The organism is Pseudomonas graminis (genome assembly GCF_001705435.1).
GTDB lineage: Bacteria > Pseudomonadota > Gammaproteobacteria > Pseudomonadales > Pseudomonadaceae > Aquipseudomonas > Aquipseudomonas graminis_B.
The window spans coordinates 274,251-289,527 of sequence record NZ_MDEN01000062.1 but is presented as its reverse complement, the minus strand read 5'-3'; the positions used below and the strand labels follow the sequence as shown (position 1 = coordinate 289,527).

Here is a 15,277-nt window from a genome sequence, read left to right as displayed (position 1 = left end):
CGGGAGTTAGCAATTAGATATCAAAAAAGGAGCTTCCATATTTTTCGCTCGAAAACTATCAAAATACTTATCCGTTTCCTCCAGTACTTTTCCACCAGAGATAGTTCGATTTGTAGGTTGCGTCGATAATCATGTGCGGCAGGCCGACGTCGCTGTTGAAGTATTCGGTCTTGTGCCCCGGCGGATCGGTTTCAGCGATCAGGTTGCCTTTGTCGTCATAACGGGCTTTCCAGACGCTGCCGTCCGTGAAGGCGGTTTCGGTGATCAAGGTGGTACTGAGGTGATAGCTGTAGGTGATGCTTCGACCGAGCGGGTCGGTCTCTTCGATCAGGCGCGAGAAGTCATCGTACTTGAAGGTCAGACGATTCCCATCGGGCAAGCTGATGCCGGTCGTATTCCCCGCTTCATCCAGATCTATGCCGTAACGTTCGCCGCCGAAGTCGCGGCTGGCGATGACCTGCTTGTCCTCGTTGTACTGCACTTCGAGCTCGCGGCCGAGGACGTCGACCGCCCAGGACGTTCTGTTCTTGAAGTCGTAACGGAAATGAAAGTGTTCGCCGTCACTGGTCCAATGCTCAACCACGCGCGGTTGGCCGTCGATGGTCTCCCAGCGGTAGTTGCAGCTCAGGCCCAATGCGTTGCTGTGACTGGCCATCACGCCTTCGGCGTAGCTGAACCGGCGCATGGAATCGCCATTGCGATTGATCACTTCGATGAGCTGGCCGTTGTCGTCGTAGCGGTAGTACTTGACGAGGGTTTCCACAGGCAGGTTGTCGACGATGCGTTTGACGTCGGTCAGGCAGCCAAGCTGAGAGCGATCTACTTTGAGCATGCTTTTTATCAGCACCTTGGGTTGCTGCGGGACTGACTGGTAGTGGCTTTATTGCATTCCCCGTGTTTTATACAACTCAGCTAGGCGCCAGTCAGTACGGCACCATACCGGCATTGTTAATCGTTATGGGAAAGCTCCGCGCCCCCCCTACAAGCACAACCTAGGCACTAGAACCACCTCACATCACGCAAGAGAACTCATGAACCTGTGTCACCCGTTCAACTGGCGTTCAATTTCAACGTCGGCGGCAGTCAAAACCCCCTCAAAAGTCTCCGAATTGATGAGCCACGTAGTGCGGCAAAAATCATCTGAATAATGCTTACCATATGGAACCTCATAATAATCGGCAGTTATATTATGTTTCTTAAGCGAAGAAATCACTGCTCGTATTAATTCGGCATGGACTTGATAGTCACCGTCAAATATCTCTAGCTCTAAGATCGGCTCGCGATTAGTTACTTTTTCTTTTATCTCCAGCAACGACACCCCTAAGATCCGATGAAGCTCAAGCAGCGCTTGAGCATTGGCCGATGCCTCACTAAGTACGACTGCAATAAATGACATTAGAACTCCTCAGGATATGAAAAGCTGCTACTGCGGCGCCGGCTTTGCTCCCACAATAGGCCCCATCCGCGACCTAGCACGCTGTCGACGGTCAGGTCGCTTGCGTAGAAGCGCGACCACTCAATCGGCATCAGGCCGGGCAGCACGAAATCGGTCTCGCCTGAATCCAGCAACTTTCCAGGGCTTCCATGCGCAGGCGCAACAGCGTTTCGCCCTCGTCATAAGTGCTGTGGGTACAATTAAAGCGCTCTTGAGGTAGGCAAAATTACAAATCAATTCCTATTACATCTTCGTTCGAATCGGCATTTTCCAAGAAGATTCCCATCCATGCATCAATCACTGCCCACACATCAATATCTGTTTCAGGTTGAGACTGCTGTTCATGCCACCAAATATAGAATTCCGGACAATCAATTCCATTTACTACAGTAATATAATCGCCAGCTCCATTCGAGAAGAAACCCGTCATGTCAGGTATGGCGATAGGTTCATCATCAATCAAGTCGTCTATGCTTACGAAGTCTTCGATCGCCGACGGACCCATCGAGGAATCTATATAAAAGCAAAAACCATTGTGAAGATTTGTATAAAATCTCTCGAACATGGGCGCGCGCCGAAACACATCCAGCGTTGCTACTTCACCAGAGACCGGGCTCCCACCAAGATAAAGGCCAAGCTCATTATCTTCACGATAAATATATACCAAATACACTTTGTCGCTAACCGCGACAGCTGTTCCGACTACGCACTGCTTGAGCCATTTGTCGACTGTTGGAAGGACTGAAGAAAATGTATCCCACTCTTTAGGCACCCATACAGAGGAGGCATGATGCACTCCAAACCCTGACCAACTTGAAGGTATTACAACCGCATCAGGCAAATCGCTTGGTGAAAAGTAAACTGAATAGCCATTCAGCTCAGCCCTAACGCCCGCCTTAAGAAGCTCAATAGTATTCATTCTTCCCCTCCCACACTAATAACTATCTAACGAAGAATATATATGGCTCTGGATTTCTGGCTCGAGCTCTGCTACTCGGCGCATCATACTCGATCTGAGGGCAGGATCAACCTCGACACCTCCCTTTTTGTAGGAGGTCCATTCCGCGTAAGACTTAGCCCCCCTTGGAGGTGTTTGCTGTTTCGCTTAAGCCAACGAAGTTAGGTTTATAATTGAGAACAGCAACTTGATCACTATATGTCAGATTCGAAAAACCATCCATTTCAGTGATAGTTTTAATGGAAACGACATGATCGGCATGCAGTGCTTTAGTGATCTGCAATCCAGGGAGCGCGGGATCGCTCATCGGCAACACGACGCCTTTGTTCACCATTTTTCTAATCTGCAAACTCGGGGTTTTAGTTCTAAGCTTTTCATAAAGCGCGGGAGATATGCCTTCAGGGCCCTCCGCAGGAACCAGTGGTTTTTTTACAACTTTCACATTTCCGAAAAGTGAACCAAGTCCTTCTTGTTTAATCTCATAGCGCGCACCAAACCACTCACCACCTTTCGCACCAAGCCCGCCGCCCAGCAATGCCCCGGCAAAGGCCATATACTTCTGCTTGTTCGAGCCGTCCCCGAATAATCTTCCACCTAAGACGCCGCCGGGCGCGCTAATGTCGGTGAGCGTTCCTTCGACCGTGCGGGTGAAATGCAGGTAATGCCCGAGCGCATTTTCCAGACGCTGCAACGGCACCGAGGTGTTGTCGTCCGGCACTTCGCCGAAGTAGAAAAACACGTTGTCGAGCGTTTGCAGCAGGTAATGCCCACCCAGGGTACGGACCAGATGAATCTGCTCGTAGGGGTTGTAAATGCGCTCCCCGGGCTCGATGTCGACAAAGGGCACGCTGCGGCCCTGGTTGTCGGTAAGGTAAACGAAGCTTCCGCTGCGGCGCAGGCTCTGCTCCCAGGGCAAGACCCAGCCCTGACCCAACACGCTGTTGACGGTCAGGTCGCTGGCATAGAAGCGGGACCATTCAATCGGCATCAGGCCGGGCAGTACGAAGTCGGTTTCGCCTGAATCCAGCAACAGTTTGCGGCCGGTCGTGAGATCGACGGGATTGCCGATAAAACCGCCCAAGACTTTCCCGACTGCCGGGCCAATGATGCAGGTGCCCGTGAGGTAGCTGGCGGCAACGGTAGCGCCGAAGCGCAGCGCGCACGGCCCTGCGGCCTTCAACCCTTGCGTCAGCCCTAGTTTGGCGACTGATACCAACGCTTTACCCATCGATGCGACGATCATCAGCACGTCGACAACGACGCGAAGCCAACCCGGAATTTCGTCGTCGATGTGAAGGTATTGAACCGTGCCGCCGCCGATGAACACATCGTCCGAGCCGGATGAAATCCTGGCACCGCGGCCCAGCATGCCATCGTGGTATGACGAGTATTTATTCTTGCCTAATAACCTCGGTAAAACCGAGCTTTACGTACCTTACTTTATAATCAGCCTCTCGACCCTTCGACTACTAGTGCTGATTTAAATATCTCTCAACCAAGACATACCCAGAAATAGCCATAGACAAGTAATCTTTATACTCATCAATCGCCAGCACTCTCACCGGCTCACCACAAAGATACAGATCCCCTGCCATATTGAACTCAAAATTCACCATTTTCTCATCTTTTATCGGGCCTCTTCCAATCACAGGCCACTCCCCAGAAAGAAGTTTATCTACGGCAGTAAAAATCACCTCAAACGTACCCCTGTGGTTTTGAAAGCTTAAGTAACTTACTTCATCAGGAATACCTTTTTCGTCGCCTACAGACAAAACGCAAAACGCAAATACTTTTTTAAACGTTTGCCCTGAACTATCTTTTCCTATCCATATCGCCTGGCAGACGGCTTGTCGCCCGTCAGTCATTGGTATGGTGAAATAATCACCACTATTCACTTTCTGTTTAGAACTCACAATCCCAGCCCCTTCATTTTTATCAATGCATCAGATAGCACGTTACTGCCCCAGCCGGAGCTATGCCCTGCGACATCATACGTTCCTGAATTTGGGTTAGTCGGGCTATAGGACCTAATTTTATTAAGTAGATTTGTTACTGCGTTAGTAGACTTAGCCCCGCCGTTGAGGTCCATGATTTTTTGCTCAAGAAATTTAGCCTCTGCCTTTGTCAAATTATTATTAAAAATAACATATTGCTCCAAATGAGCCTTACCATCTGTCACCGCATGTACACCCAAACGAGATGCGGCATCACCGCGACCAACGTATTTTATTACACCATTATCAGCAAGCACTTAAAGCCCCTGGCCGTTGACAGAATCGTACTTAGCACCGGTACCGCCTGCGCTACGTTGTGATGGCTTCCCCATGCACGGGGTAAGCCCTAACGGATCGACCCATGCAATCGTATTGTTTACATACTGGTAAAGATTCCACCCACCAGCAACGCCCACCGGATCTTGGGTTATGAACCGCCCAACCTCAGGATCGTAATACCTGAACGTGTTGTAGTGCAGGCCCGTCTCATCGTCGAAATACTGACCTTGAAACCGTAGGTTCTGCTCAACCTCACTCACGGCTAATGATTCAACTTCACCCCAGGCCTTATACGTTGCCTGCCAGACGATCTGGCCATCGACATCCGTCATCTCAAGTGGCGTGCCAATCTGGTCGGTATGAAAGTAGTAAAGCGCCCGCTCTGCCTCACCTTCGCCCTGGTCAACCCGGGCAAGCGGCGCATAGCTTCCAGGCTCGTAAATATAGAGGCTGCTTTGCCACGGCGTTTCCTCACGCAGCATCCGCAGGCCTTGCCACAGAAAGTGCTTGTGCTCAGTCTGGCCATCAATCTCGGACGTCTTGCCAACGCGGCGGCCCAGACTGTCATACCGGTACGTGCCAATGCTGTGCACCTGGCTGTTAACCATCGTTTCCGCACGCAAAAGCCGGTCTTCGCAGTCGTAGGTGAACGTCTGCAGCTTGGATAAGCCCGACCGCTTCTCAATCAGGTTGCCCCAGGCGTCATGGGTATATTCCTGATCGCGCCAGCGCTTGATGCGGTTGTCTTTCACCTGATCAAACTGGCTGGTGTTGAAGTTCAGGCGGTTGGCCGCAGCGTCGTATCGAAACTCTTCGCTATCCACCAGTCGCCCAGTGTCGCGACTGTGAAGCTGACCATTCGCGTCATACTCGTACTTAATCTCGCCACGCAGTTTGTCGAGCGTTCGGGTGAGCTCTCCCGCAGGATCGTATTCGTAACGCCGATGAATCGGGTTGTACGCATGATCCACTAGCAACGAGGTGTTGATGCCTGGGTTCTGAACCTGCGACAGCTTTTCCGCAGGCAATGTCGACGCGAACTTCCAGCTCTTGCGCCCCATCGCATCGTAACCAAAGCAACTGGTGAGTTTACCCTGTGATCGATAGACCTCCCGATGCAGGTCATCGCGCTCTATGTCACTGATGAGCAGCCCGTCGAGGTTAAGCTGATGCAGGTGGCCGCTGCCGTAGTAGAGGTGATTCAGGTGCTGGCCAGTCGGCAATGTCAGCGTGGTCAGGTTGCCTAGCGGATCGTATTCGTAAGCCAGCGCACCTTGCGGTGTGATCTCTTTGATCAAGCGACCCAACAGGTCATAACTGAAGTCGAGGGTCTCTTCCTCAACGCCCAGCTTCTTGCCAATGCTTGAAGGCAGCCGATGGATGCTGAGCAACCGATCCGCTTCGTCATAAACGTAATCCTGCCGCGCATCCTGATTGACCTTTGCCAGCAAGCGGCCAATCACATCACGCTCAAACTCGGTGCTGCGCTGCGGCCGCTCTGCCCTATCGCCGTAGCCGATTTCATCCAACCGCGTCAGATGCCCACCCACGTTGTAGGTGAACCGACGCGTCAGGTTGTCGATTCGTTTTTCTTCGATCAGACGATCCGACGCGTCGTAGGCAAATCGGTAAGCCGCATTGTTTTCGTTAACCAGTGCGGTGAGGCGGATCGCCTTGTCGTACTCGTAGCTGATGCGCTGGCCCTTGGCGTCCTGGCGGCTGGCAGGCAGTCCGCGCGCCGTGCGCAGCAGACGCGTAATCTGACCTTTGCCATCGGTGTGCGTCAGAACCTGGCCAAGAGCGTTGTAGGTAAACGCTTCAGCGGTGCCGTCCGGGTGCTCGATGCGTACCACTTCGACGTCAGGCTTGCGCTCAAGTCTTGTCGTCTGATTCAAAGCGTCGGTGACGGCAGCCAGATGAGACCGATCATCGTAGGTGTAGAAGGTGTTTTTGCCCGAGCAATCCTGAAACCGCTCCACCTGCGCCAGCTCGTTCCACCACAAGTATTTGGATTTGTGTGTGGCGTCGATGATGGTGTGCGGCAAACCATCGTCGCTTGTGCAGATGTTCGATGCGCAGCACTTAGCCGTGGGGATTACGATCAAATCTACTTGTAGACTTCATCGTATCGACCGTTTCAAGATGCCAGCGTTTTCCATCGTCGTGCTACAAGCCCTCGCGCATAGAAACGAAACCATCGAACCTGAAAAAGACCACGACGGCTGTAGCAAATTAATATCCAGGTTCTGGCTCTGCGCTCTCGATATCTACGACAAGAAGCGGCGCGATCTCGAGATCAGCACCTGTTCGCTGAACCGTAATCACCGCAAGTAATGGCCCAAATTCGCCTGGAATGGGATCAAAACCCCTTAAGTGCACATCTACTGACACACCTTCGCCACTACCTGGCAGCGCTATTTTTGGCCATTCTTGCGTCCTACATAACGGCCAATTCAGCAATTGCTCGCCGGGGACAACGCTAAGCTCCTGAATATCGTCCCTGACCTTATATCTCCCATTGAATTGAGGTAAGGGAACATTCGGAACGAGATCAACATCCTCGCACTTAGCAAGCCCATGAATATAGTATTGCCAAGGCGTCATACCCCATACCAAAACTAGCAGACCAGCTTCAAACAAATAATTAGCGATTTCTGTTTCACAAAATGCTTGCTGCAAATCAATTATTGCACAAGAAAGGTTTTCTTTAATAAAAGCATCCATTTTATCTATGTCTGCGAGAAAAAAACCCAGCCGCGCAGCGCCATCGTACACGGGCCCCGGATAACGCTCAATTACTGAGGGAGGCTTACCTAGCTCAGAAAGAACTGCTGTTACGTTGACGATCTCGCTGTATTCAAGCATGGGCTTAATATGATCTGGCACCTCACCTAGCGTCTTCAATGGCCGATCCAAGTATACGGTCAAATCAAGGTAATAAACTCCTGAAGGCAAGGGTGTCGAGTCGAGGGTAATTTGTTCTCCAGCTAGTTCAATAGAAACAGTTTCGCATGCAGACGCAAGATGAATTAAAACTTGCTTGCTTGATAATAACGTGGATTTAAATGTAGGATGGTAATCAAAAACCCTCGAGTTTCTCGTCCATCGAAAAATGACTTTTCGCTGATGCTGTGAAAATAGCGAGAAGTCATAATCTCGAAGATCTATTGAGGTGACTCCGAAGTTTATAGTCGCATTCGCGACAACTCTTGAATCGTTCAACGTAAGATATTTGCTTTCAGAGCTTAACATCAACTACATCCTCCCATGGCAAACCCTTTACTTCTGGCCCATTTTTTTGTTGCTTCCCAAGCTTGAGACGGCGATACATTCGACGCGAGAATCTTACCCGGCCGGCCGTTTTCAATAATCCTCACATCACCTCTAACGTGTGCAATTTCAGGATTGTTATAATGTGTTTCCAACGACTTCAGCCAACCTTCGTTCGTTAACCCTTGCGCTTTAACAGCATCCGCACTAACTAGGGGCCTAGTGTTTGCTCCCGTTTTATTGTACCCATGCATACGACTATGCTCGACATCATTCCATTGCCCCGGCTCTAACCAATACATTGAGGGAACATTATGGAGAGAATTGAATGGAGCGATTCCCAGCTTGGTTGCAGCAGCGTGCGAAATCATATGGTGCCCTAGCAACACAGGATTGCCCAACGGCATCAATCCCAAAGGATCAACCCACGTGATTGCATTTGGGGCGTAACGATAAAGATTGTCGCCGCCGATCAACCCAATCGGATCCTGCGTAATAAACCGTCCAATTTCCGGATCGTAATACCTGAATGTGTTGTAGTGCAGCCCCGTTTCATCGTCAAAGTACTGACCCTGGAACCGCAGGTTCTGCTCAACCTCGCCCACCGCCAGCGACTCAATTTCACCCCACGCCTTGTACGTTGCCCGCCAAACAATCTGGCCGTCAACATCCGTCATCTCAAGCGGCGTGCCGATCTGGTCGGTATGGAAGTAGTAAAGCTTTTTTTCTGGCTCGCCTTCGGTTTGGTCGATCCGGGCAAGCGGCGCATAGCTCCCAGGCTCGTAGATGTAGAGGCTGCTATGACCCGGCGACTCCTCGTGCAACATCCGCAGGCCTTGCCAGTGGAACTGCTTGTGTTCTGTCTCGCCGTTTATCTCGGAGGTTTTGCCAATCCGGCGACCCAAGCTGTCATACCGATACGTGCCAACGCTATGAACCTGGCTGTTAACCATCGTTTCCGCACGCACCAGCCGGTTTTCGCAGTCATAGGTAAAAGTCTGCAGCTTGCTCAGCCCTGAGCGCTTTTCAACGAGGTTGCCCCACGCGTCGTGGGTGTATTCCTGATCGCGCCACTGCTTGATGCGGTTGTCTTTTACCTGGTCGAACTGACTGGTGTTGAAGTTCAGCCGGTTGGCCGCAGCGTCATATCGGAACTCTTCGCTATCCACCAGGCGGCCGGTGTCTCGGCTGTGCAGCTGGCCATTGGCCTCATATTCGTACTTGATCTCCCCGCGCAGTTTGTCCAGCGTGCGGACTAGTTCACCCGCCGGGTCGTATTCATAACGCCGATGAATGGGGTTGTACGCATGATCGACCAGCAACGAGGTGTTGATGCCTGGGTTCTGGATTTGCGACAGCTTGTCCGCAGGCAACGTCGATGCAAACTGCCAGGACTTGCGCCCCATGGCGTCATAGCCAAAGCAGCTCGTAAGTTTGCCTTGAGACCGATAGACCTCACGATGCAGATCATCGCGCTCCAAGTCGCTGATCAACAATCCATCGAGGTTGAGTTGGTGCAGGTGGCCGCTGCCGTAGTACAGGTGATTGAGGTGTTGGCCTGTCGGCAAGGTCAGCGTGGTCAGGTTGCTGAGCGGATCGTATTCGTAAGCCAGCGCACCTTGAGATGTAGTTTCTTTTACCAAACGACCTAGCAGGTCATAGCTGAAGTCTAGCGTCTCTTCCGCAACGCCCAGTTTCTTGCCAATGCCTGAAGGCAGCCGGTGAATGCTGAGCAACCGGTCCGCTTCGTCGTAACTGTAATCCTGCCGCGCATCCTGGTTGACCTTAGCCAGCAAGCGGCCAATCACATCACGCTCAAACTCGGTGCTGCGTTGCGGCCGCTCTGCCCTGTCGCCGTAGCCGATTTCATCCAACCGCGTCAGATGCCCACCCACGTTGTAGGTGAATCGACGTGTCAGGTTGCCGATGCGCTTTTCTTCGATCAGACGATCCGATGCATCGTAGGCAAATCGGTACGCAGCATTGTTTTCGTTGACCAGCGCAGTCAGGCGAATCGCCTTGTCGTACTCGTAACTGATCCGCTGGCCCTTGGCGTCATGGCGACTGGCAGGCAGTCCGCGCCGTGCGCAGCAGACGCGTAATCTGGCCCTTTCCGTCGGTGTGCGTCAGGACCTGGCCAAGAGCGTTGTAGGTAAAGGACTCAGCGGTGCCGTCCGGGTGCTCGATGGGCACCACTTCGCCGTCAGGCTTGCGCTGAAGTCTTGTCGTCTGGTTCAACGCGTCGGTGACGGCGACCAGATGGGACCGATCGTCGTAGGTGTAGAAGGTGTTTTTGCCCGATCAATCCTGAAAGCGCTCCGCCTGCGCCAGCTCGTCCCACCACAGGTATTTAGATTTGTGTGCGGCGTCGATGACGGTGTGCGGCAGGCCGTCCTCGCTGTTGAGGTATTCGGTCTTGGCCGAGTGCATCGACTTCAGCGATCAGGTTGCCCTTATCGTCCAAGCTGGCTTTTCCAGACGCTCCCGTCGGGTCACCAACGTCGTACCGAGTTGGTGCTTGTAACGGATTTAGGGCCCGTATGCAATCCAGCTAATTTCAGCTGTGAGATACCTGCTTATGACGATTAGAGCTTACTGAAATCAATAGGTGGCCGACGCATGTCAAAAATATCGACTTCCTGCTGGGAAAGGATATCCTCAAACGACTCAAAACCACGGCTGGCTATAAAATCTTTTTCCGTCTCATGAATCGAGAAGCACTGCAACCAGTTAATCCTCATACTTCCAAACATAAACTCTTCAAAATGCCCGTCATTCCATAAAAAAGGTACTGAAAAGTATAGATGCGGCATATTCAGTTCGGGATAAAACTCTCTCACGACATTTTCAAGCACCGCACCTGGCAGTATCGGAAATTTTCGCTGCTCAATAAAAAAAGCTGCTGAAACAACCACATTTTCCCAGAGGTCAAAGTGTTTAGGTACCGCGGAGCATAGTTCAACTCGAGTTACGAATTCATTGCCATCTTTACCTAAGAGCCGCGCCTCTGACAAGCCAATGGTTCCAACCGACTTGATGCCATCCTCTATCGTATCTAAAGTTGTGATTACTGAAATAGATCGCGTTTCCGCCTCATCGTAATAAGCGTGAACCTCAGGCTTACCCTTAAACATATTCAGCACGTGTTTGGCGACGGCTTTTCGTTGTGGGCTTGGTGGTGTTTTCATTTAGTACCCGAAGTAATCGTCAGTTTCAAGTTCACCTTTATGCCCTCTATTAGAAGAAGGAATCTCAGGACGATAGTGCTCGACATCATTAAATTCATCTAAAAATTGCTTCCTGCTTATACCACGGTCTGCTGCGCTGCGAGCGTGCTTCCAATGCTCATAGCCGGGCTTATGACCCATATCCCACGGATCTTCGAACCGCATCGGCTTTTCGAGCAGTGGATCTCTAACTATCCCATCCGGGCTGGCTTCTTCCGCATTTTTCCAAACAGTTTCGCGAACATTTTTCCTGAATTTACCGCGATTATACTTAGTCTCAGACTCAGCGGAAGGTTTATCCAGCTCCGTTTTTTTCACAACTTTAACGTTCGCGAGATTCGATCCCAATCCCTGAGTTTGGACCTCATAACGCGCACCAACCCACTCACCGCCTTTCGCGCCCAACCCACCGCCCAGCCATGCCCCGGCAAACGCCATAAACTTCTGTTCATTCGAGTCTTCCCCGAACAATCTTCCACCCAAGATGCTGCCACCAATCCCGCCTGATAGACCGCCTATCAGCCCACCCACCGCAAAGGCGAACGACCTCAAGACCGTAGCGCTACCGAACCCAATTCCGGCGACCAACACATGAACCCATAGAGCAACCTCAGGGTTAATGTCGTCAGTCTGCGCGGTCGGGCCACCGATGTTGACATTGCCAGACCCAGCACTGATTTTCCCGTCACAGACGGTACGATCCCCCACCCGAGCGGCAGGCTGACCATTGATGTGAACCGTGCGGCTTCCTTGCGCAATGACTTGCGGCGCCGAGCCATGTTTTTCACATGCTGCAGTATCAACATGAGCCCGTGCTGCGGGTTTTCCGTTGGTGAAGACGTTTCCTGATCCTTTGAATATCTGTCCGGCTTTGTTGGTGCACCAAGACAAACTGCCAATCAGCTCGCCTACTCCCCCAGACAGCGAGACGACCGCGCCGATCACGGCCACCGTCGCCAACCCACCCGAGGCAGCGATGGTGACACCCGCTGCCAACGCGCCCACCACTACCGCAGCGCCTAAGGCCATCCCCAGCAGCAAACCTTCCAACGCTGAAGTGTGTTCAATCGGGTCTCCGACTCGGGCGGCCGCACTCATACCGAGGCAGCCTCTCCACTATGCGCATCATCGGGGCTAGGCGGTGTTCGTAATTCAAGCGTTTCGACGATGGAAGCAAATGCCTCACGCTCGGCTGGCGTCATCCCAGCCGGGTTGTTGCTTGTCCCGGTGATCTGCATCAGCAACGGTTGTTCATGCTCATCACGGTGCAGGAAGATCAGCTGAAGTTGGTGAACGGGCTGTCCCTGCTGCCGCCATTTGAATTCAACCTGTCGGGCATCAACGCCTGCTACCTCAGTGGGGAACAGTGGCTCGACCCACTCCAGGTGGGCGAGGGTTTTATTCAGTTCAGCCAGCAATTGCTGCGCCACCGTTTCTAAATCGGTATCAACTGCGACGACCGAGCGGCCAATGACGAGTGAAAATGGGCTGGGCCCGAGATCCGTCAAGGTGAAGACATGAAAGGTCTTGTCCTTGAAACTCTCCGGCCGCACGAAGCTCAACTCGTTGGTCTGAAAACGCTCATGGGGTTTGGGAATCAGGTTTGCCAAACGCTCCTGTTCCAGGCGTTCAGCTTCCAAGCGTCGTTCTTCCGCAATGCGTTTTTCGGAAATCCGGTCATACATACTGGTGCGCATGGGGCGTTCCTTGTCCGTCTGCTACTTGTTCAGGTTGATGATCGATTTGCCTTCGATGTCCACGACGTTGCCGGACAACGTGATGGTGCCGTCGGCCTTCATGGTCAGGGAGCTGGCGCCCACTTGCAGCGTGATAGAGGTGGTGGCGGTGATCTTCACCTCACCCTTGTTGACGGAGAGCTTGTACGCCCCATCCTCAACATTAATGGCTGTCTGCAGCTGGATCGTTTCGGTGTGGGTGCCCCCGACCTTAACTTCACGATTGCCTCCAACTTTGTGGATCTCATTCGCCTCGATCTCGGTTTCCATATCCCGTTCAGCGTGCAGGCTGACCTTCTCAGCGCCAGACTTATCTTCAAACATGAAGGAGTTGGCGTTCGAGCTTTTACCCTTGATCGAGCGCGTAAGAAAACCACTCTGCGTCTTGTTCGCCGGCAACGACCACGGTGGGGTGTTCTTGCTGTTGTAGACGCTGCCCATGATCAGCGGGCGGTCGGGGTTGCCATCCAGGAAAACCACCACGACTTCATCACCCACGCGCGGAATCTGGATGCTGCCGAAACCGCCGCTGGCGCCGGATTGGGCGACGCGAACCCAGCAGGAACTATGGTCGTTGTACTTACCGTTGCGGTCCCAGTGGAACTGGACTTTTACGCGGCCGAGCTCGTCGGTGAAGATTTCTTCGCCCGGCGGGCCAACGATGATGGCGGTCTGTGGCCCCGCGATGGTCGGGCGTGGCGTGGACAGTTGCGGGCGGAAGGGAATCTTTTTGCGCACGCAGGAGAAGGTGTTGTAGTAGCTCGCCTGATGGCCGTTGAGATAGTTGTTGTGGCCTTCGCTTTCAACGCCCATCAGCAGGAACTGGCGATCGTCGGCCGAGCCTTGATCGTGGTCGTAGTGCTGCACCAGCTCGAAGGTATAACCAGGCTTCATCGCGCGGCAGTTGCTCGCCCCGTCGAACTTCTTGCCGCGGATTTCCAGGGCTTCCATGTGCAGGCGCAACAGCGTTTCGCCCTCGTCGTAAGTGCCGTGGGTGTACTGGCCGGGGAAGTCGTAGATCTCGAACGTCTCGACGTCGCCCTGCTTGTTCAGGCTGTTCATGCCGACGGGCAGACGGTTGTTGGGCTGACGGTAGTCGAAGGTCTGCACGGCCATCTTGCCCGCCTGCAACTGGCGGTTGCCGCTCCATTTGGTGATGGAGTCTGCGGTTTCGGTGACGGACGCGGTGTGGAACCGGATCTGCGGTTGCTCGGGCAACGGCTGCAGCATGCTGGAGTCGTCGCAGATGATCATGGTGTGGCCTTCGGCGGTGTGCTCGAAGTAGTAAAACATCCCTTCTTCTTCAAGCAGACGCTGGACGAAGCTGAAGTCGGTTTCACGGTACTGGTGATGTAGGTGTAGCGCTTTTGCGATATGTCAGCTTAAGTGGAACGATGACAAAATTCCGCCAGCGCCCTCGCTTGAAAATAAGTAAAGGACATCTAAACCAACTTCGGAGATCAAGCATTCAGCATATTTGAATAAAGGCATTAACATTCCGACTGGACGATCAGGCGACAGCAGCCGAGCTAAATATTCGACCCATACAAACAGCATCGGAACGCATAAATTCGCACCCAACGCTTACTACCAGATATGAGCAACTTTATTTATAAGTATGTTTGGCCGGTTAGACTCAGCAAAACGACCAAATGTTCAAAATTTTATATAATCCCAACGAACGACGACCTCATAGATGCCCATTAGCAAGAGACACAATTGAACACATGAGATCAATCAAACTTCACTGGTAGCCTTTGAGCATCCAAGGTATTGATCTCCTGCTCGGAAAGCAAGTCATCAAACGCATCACCACCAAATTTTTCGATGAATACTCTTTCAACCTCATAAATCGCGATGCACTGTAACCAATTAATCTTTAAATTTTTAAAGCTTAACTCTGGAAAGTGAGCATCATTCCAAATATAGGGCACAGTTAAATAGATGTGAGGCATAATAGGATCGGGCAGATAGTCCTGAAATATGTTCGGAACTACATCTCCAGGCATCACAGCTTCTTTGCGCTTTTGAATGAAGAAAGCGGCTGAAGCGACAGCGTTCTCCCAATATATTTCGGGGATTAGTGCCGCAGCACATAATTCCACGCGAGTTCCAAACTCGTCGCCGTCTGCATCAAGCAACGAAATTTCAGAAAGGCCGATGGACCCAATTGACTTGACACCCTTATGCACTGAATCAAGCGTCGTGAGCAACTCGACTGACAACACTCTATTGTCGTCGTGGTAGACTTGAACTTTTAGCTCACCTTTGAAAACTTGAAGAGTATGTTTAGCTACTGCGCGACGCTGTTCACTTGGAGTAGACATCTTGAGGCCCTAACTATGTGATTGCTTTCGAATCAGAAAAATGGCTTAGTG

At 52.0% G+C, this 15,277-nt stretch carries 10 protein-coding genes and 5 pseudogenes; all 15 read right to left on the bottom strand.

The features are described from left to right. Positions 1-85 precede the first annotated feature (85 nt). A pseudogene (locus tag BBI10_RS13370) lies at positions 86-808 on the bottom strand (type IV secretion protein Rhs); the annotation flags it as partial. 234 nt (positions 809-1,042) lie between these two features. Then, positions 1,043-1,396: a hypothetical protein gene (locus tag BBI10_RS13365; protein WP_065988978.1), complete on the bottom strand. Its 354-nt coding sequence runs from the start codon at positions 1,394-1,396 to the stop codon at positions 1,043-1,045. A gap of 14 nt (positions 1,397-1,410) precedes the next feature. Beyond that, positions 1,411-1,569: pseudogene (locus BBI10_RS28590) on the bottom strand (DUF6531 domain-containing protein); the annotation flags it as partial. A 92-nt stretch (positions 1,570-1,661) separates the two neighbouring features. Next, the gene (locus BBI10_RS27220; RefSeq protein WP_065988977.1) at positions 1,662-2,354 is read right to left on the bottom strand and encodes a hypothetical protein; all 693 of its coding nucleotides are present in this window, start codon (positions 2,352-2,354) and stop codon (positions 1,662-1,664) included. 154 nt (positions 2,355-2,508) lie between these two features. Continuing rightward, on the bottom strand, positions 2,509-3,762 hold the full coding sequence (locus BBI10_RS28355) for a DUF6531 domain-containing protein (protein ID WP_065988976.1): 1,254 nt from the start codon (positions 3,760-3,762) through the stop codon (positions 2,509-2,511). Between the two features lie 100 nt (positions 3,763-3,862). Continuing rightward, entirely contained in the window at positions 3,863-4,306 is a 444-nt protein-coding gene (locus BBI10_RS13350) for an Imm26 family immunity protein (RefSeq protein ID WP_141695175.1), read from the bottom strand. Then, positions 4,303-4,644, bottom strand: a complete 342-nt coding sequence (locus tag BBI10_RS27205) for a hypothetical protein (RefSeq protein ID WP_141695174.1) — start codon at positions 4,642-4,644, stop codon at positions 4,303-4,305. Before BBI10_RS27205 ends, BBI10_RS13350 begins: the two co-directional genes overlap by 4 nt. Positions 4,645-4,725: 81 nt before the next feature. Next, positions 4,726-6,723: pseudogene (locus BBI10_RS13345) on the bottom strand (RHS repeat-associated core domain-containing protein); the annotation flags it as partial. A gap of 175 nt (positions 6,724-6,898) precedes the next feature. Beyond that, entirely contained in the window at positions 6,899-7,918 is a 1,020-nt protein-coding gene (locus tag BBI10_RS13340; RefSeq protein ID WP_244160359.1) for a hypothetical protein, read from the bottom strand. Further along, positions 7,918-10,436: pseudogene (locus BBI10_RS13335) on the bottom strand (RHS repeat-associated core domain-containing protein); the annotation flags it as partial. The pseudogene BBI10_RS13335 and the gene BBI10_RS13340, both read right to left, overlap by 1 nt. 85 nt (positions 10,437-10,521) lie before the next feature. Next, the gene (locus BBI10_RS13330; RefSeq protein WP_065988974.1) at positions 10,522-11,124 is read right to left on the bottom strand and encodes a suppressor of fused domain protein; all 603 of its coding nucleotides are present in this window, start codon (positions 11,122-11,124) and stop codon (positions 10,522-10,524) included. Then, positions 11,125-12,261, bottom strand: coding sequence for a GH-E family nuclease (locus BBI10_RS13325; RefSeq protein WP_065988973.1), 1,137 nt, complete (start codon positions 12,259-12,261; stop codon positions 11,125-11,127). Next, entirely contained in the window at positions 12,258-12,860 is a 603-nt protein-coding gene (locus BBI10_RS13320) for a DcrB-related protein (RefSeq protein ID WP_065988972.1), read from the bottom strand. The genes BBI10_RS13325 and BBI10_RS13320 overlap by 4 nt, the downstream gene beginning before the upstream one ends. 21 nt (positions 12,861-12,881) lie before the next feature. Continuing rightward, a pseudogene (gene tssI, locus BBI10_RS13315) lies at positions 12,882-14,266 on the bottom strand (type VI secretion system tip protein TssI/VgrG); the annotation flags it as partial. Positions 14,267-14,632: 366 nt separating this feature from the next. Then, positions 14,633-15,226, bottom strand: coding sequence for a suppressor of fused domain protein (locus tag BBI10_RS13310; RefSeq protein WP_065988971.1), 594 nt, complete (start codon positions 15,224-15,226; stop codon positions 14,633-14,635). Between the last annotated feature and the right edge of the window lie 51 nt (positions 15,227-15,277).

Coding starts and splice junctions, on each gene's coding strand:
- BBI10_RS13365 (WP_065988978.1), bottom strand. CDS start 1,396: ATGTCATTTATTGCAGTCGTACTTAGTGAGGCATCGGCCAATGCTCAA.
- BBI10_RS27220 (WP_065988977.1), bottom strand. CDS start 2,354: ATGAATACTATTGAGCTTCTTAAGGCGGGCGTTAGGGCTGAGCTGAAT.
- BBI10_RS28355 (WP_065988976.1), bottom strand. CDS start 3,762: ATGCTGGGCCGCGGTGCCAGGATTTCATCCGGCTCGGACGATGTGTTC.
- BBI10_RS13340 (WP_244160359.1), bottom strand. CDS start 7,918: ATGTTAAGCTCTGAAAGCAAATATCTTACGTTGAACGATTCAAGAGTT.
- BBI10_RS13330 (WP_065988974.1), bottom strand. CDS start 11,124: ATGAAAACACCACCAAGCCCACAACGAAAAGCCGTCGCCAAACACGTG.
- BBI10_RS13325 (WP_065988973.1), bottom strand. CDS start 12,261: ATGAGTGCGGCCGCCCGAGTCGGAGACCCGATTGAACACACTTCAGCG.
- BBI10_RS13320 (WP_065988972.1), bottom strand. CDS start 12,860: ATGCGCACCAGTATGTATGACCGGATTTCCGAAAAACGCATTGCGGAA.
- BBI10_RS13310 (WP_065988971.1), bottom strand. CDS start 15,226: ATGTCTACTCCAAGTGAACAGCGTCGCGCAGTAGCTAAACATACTCTT.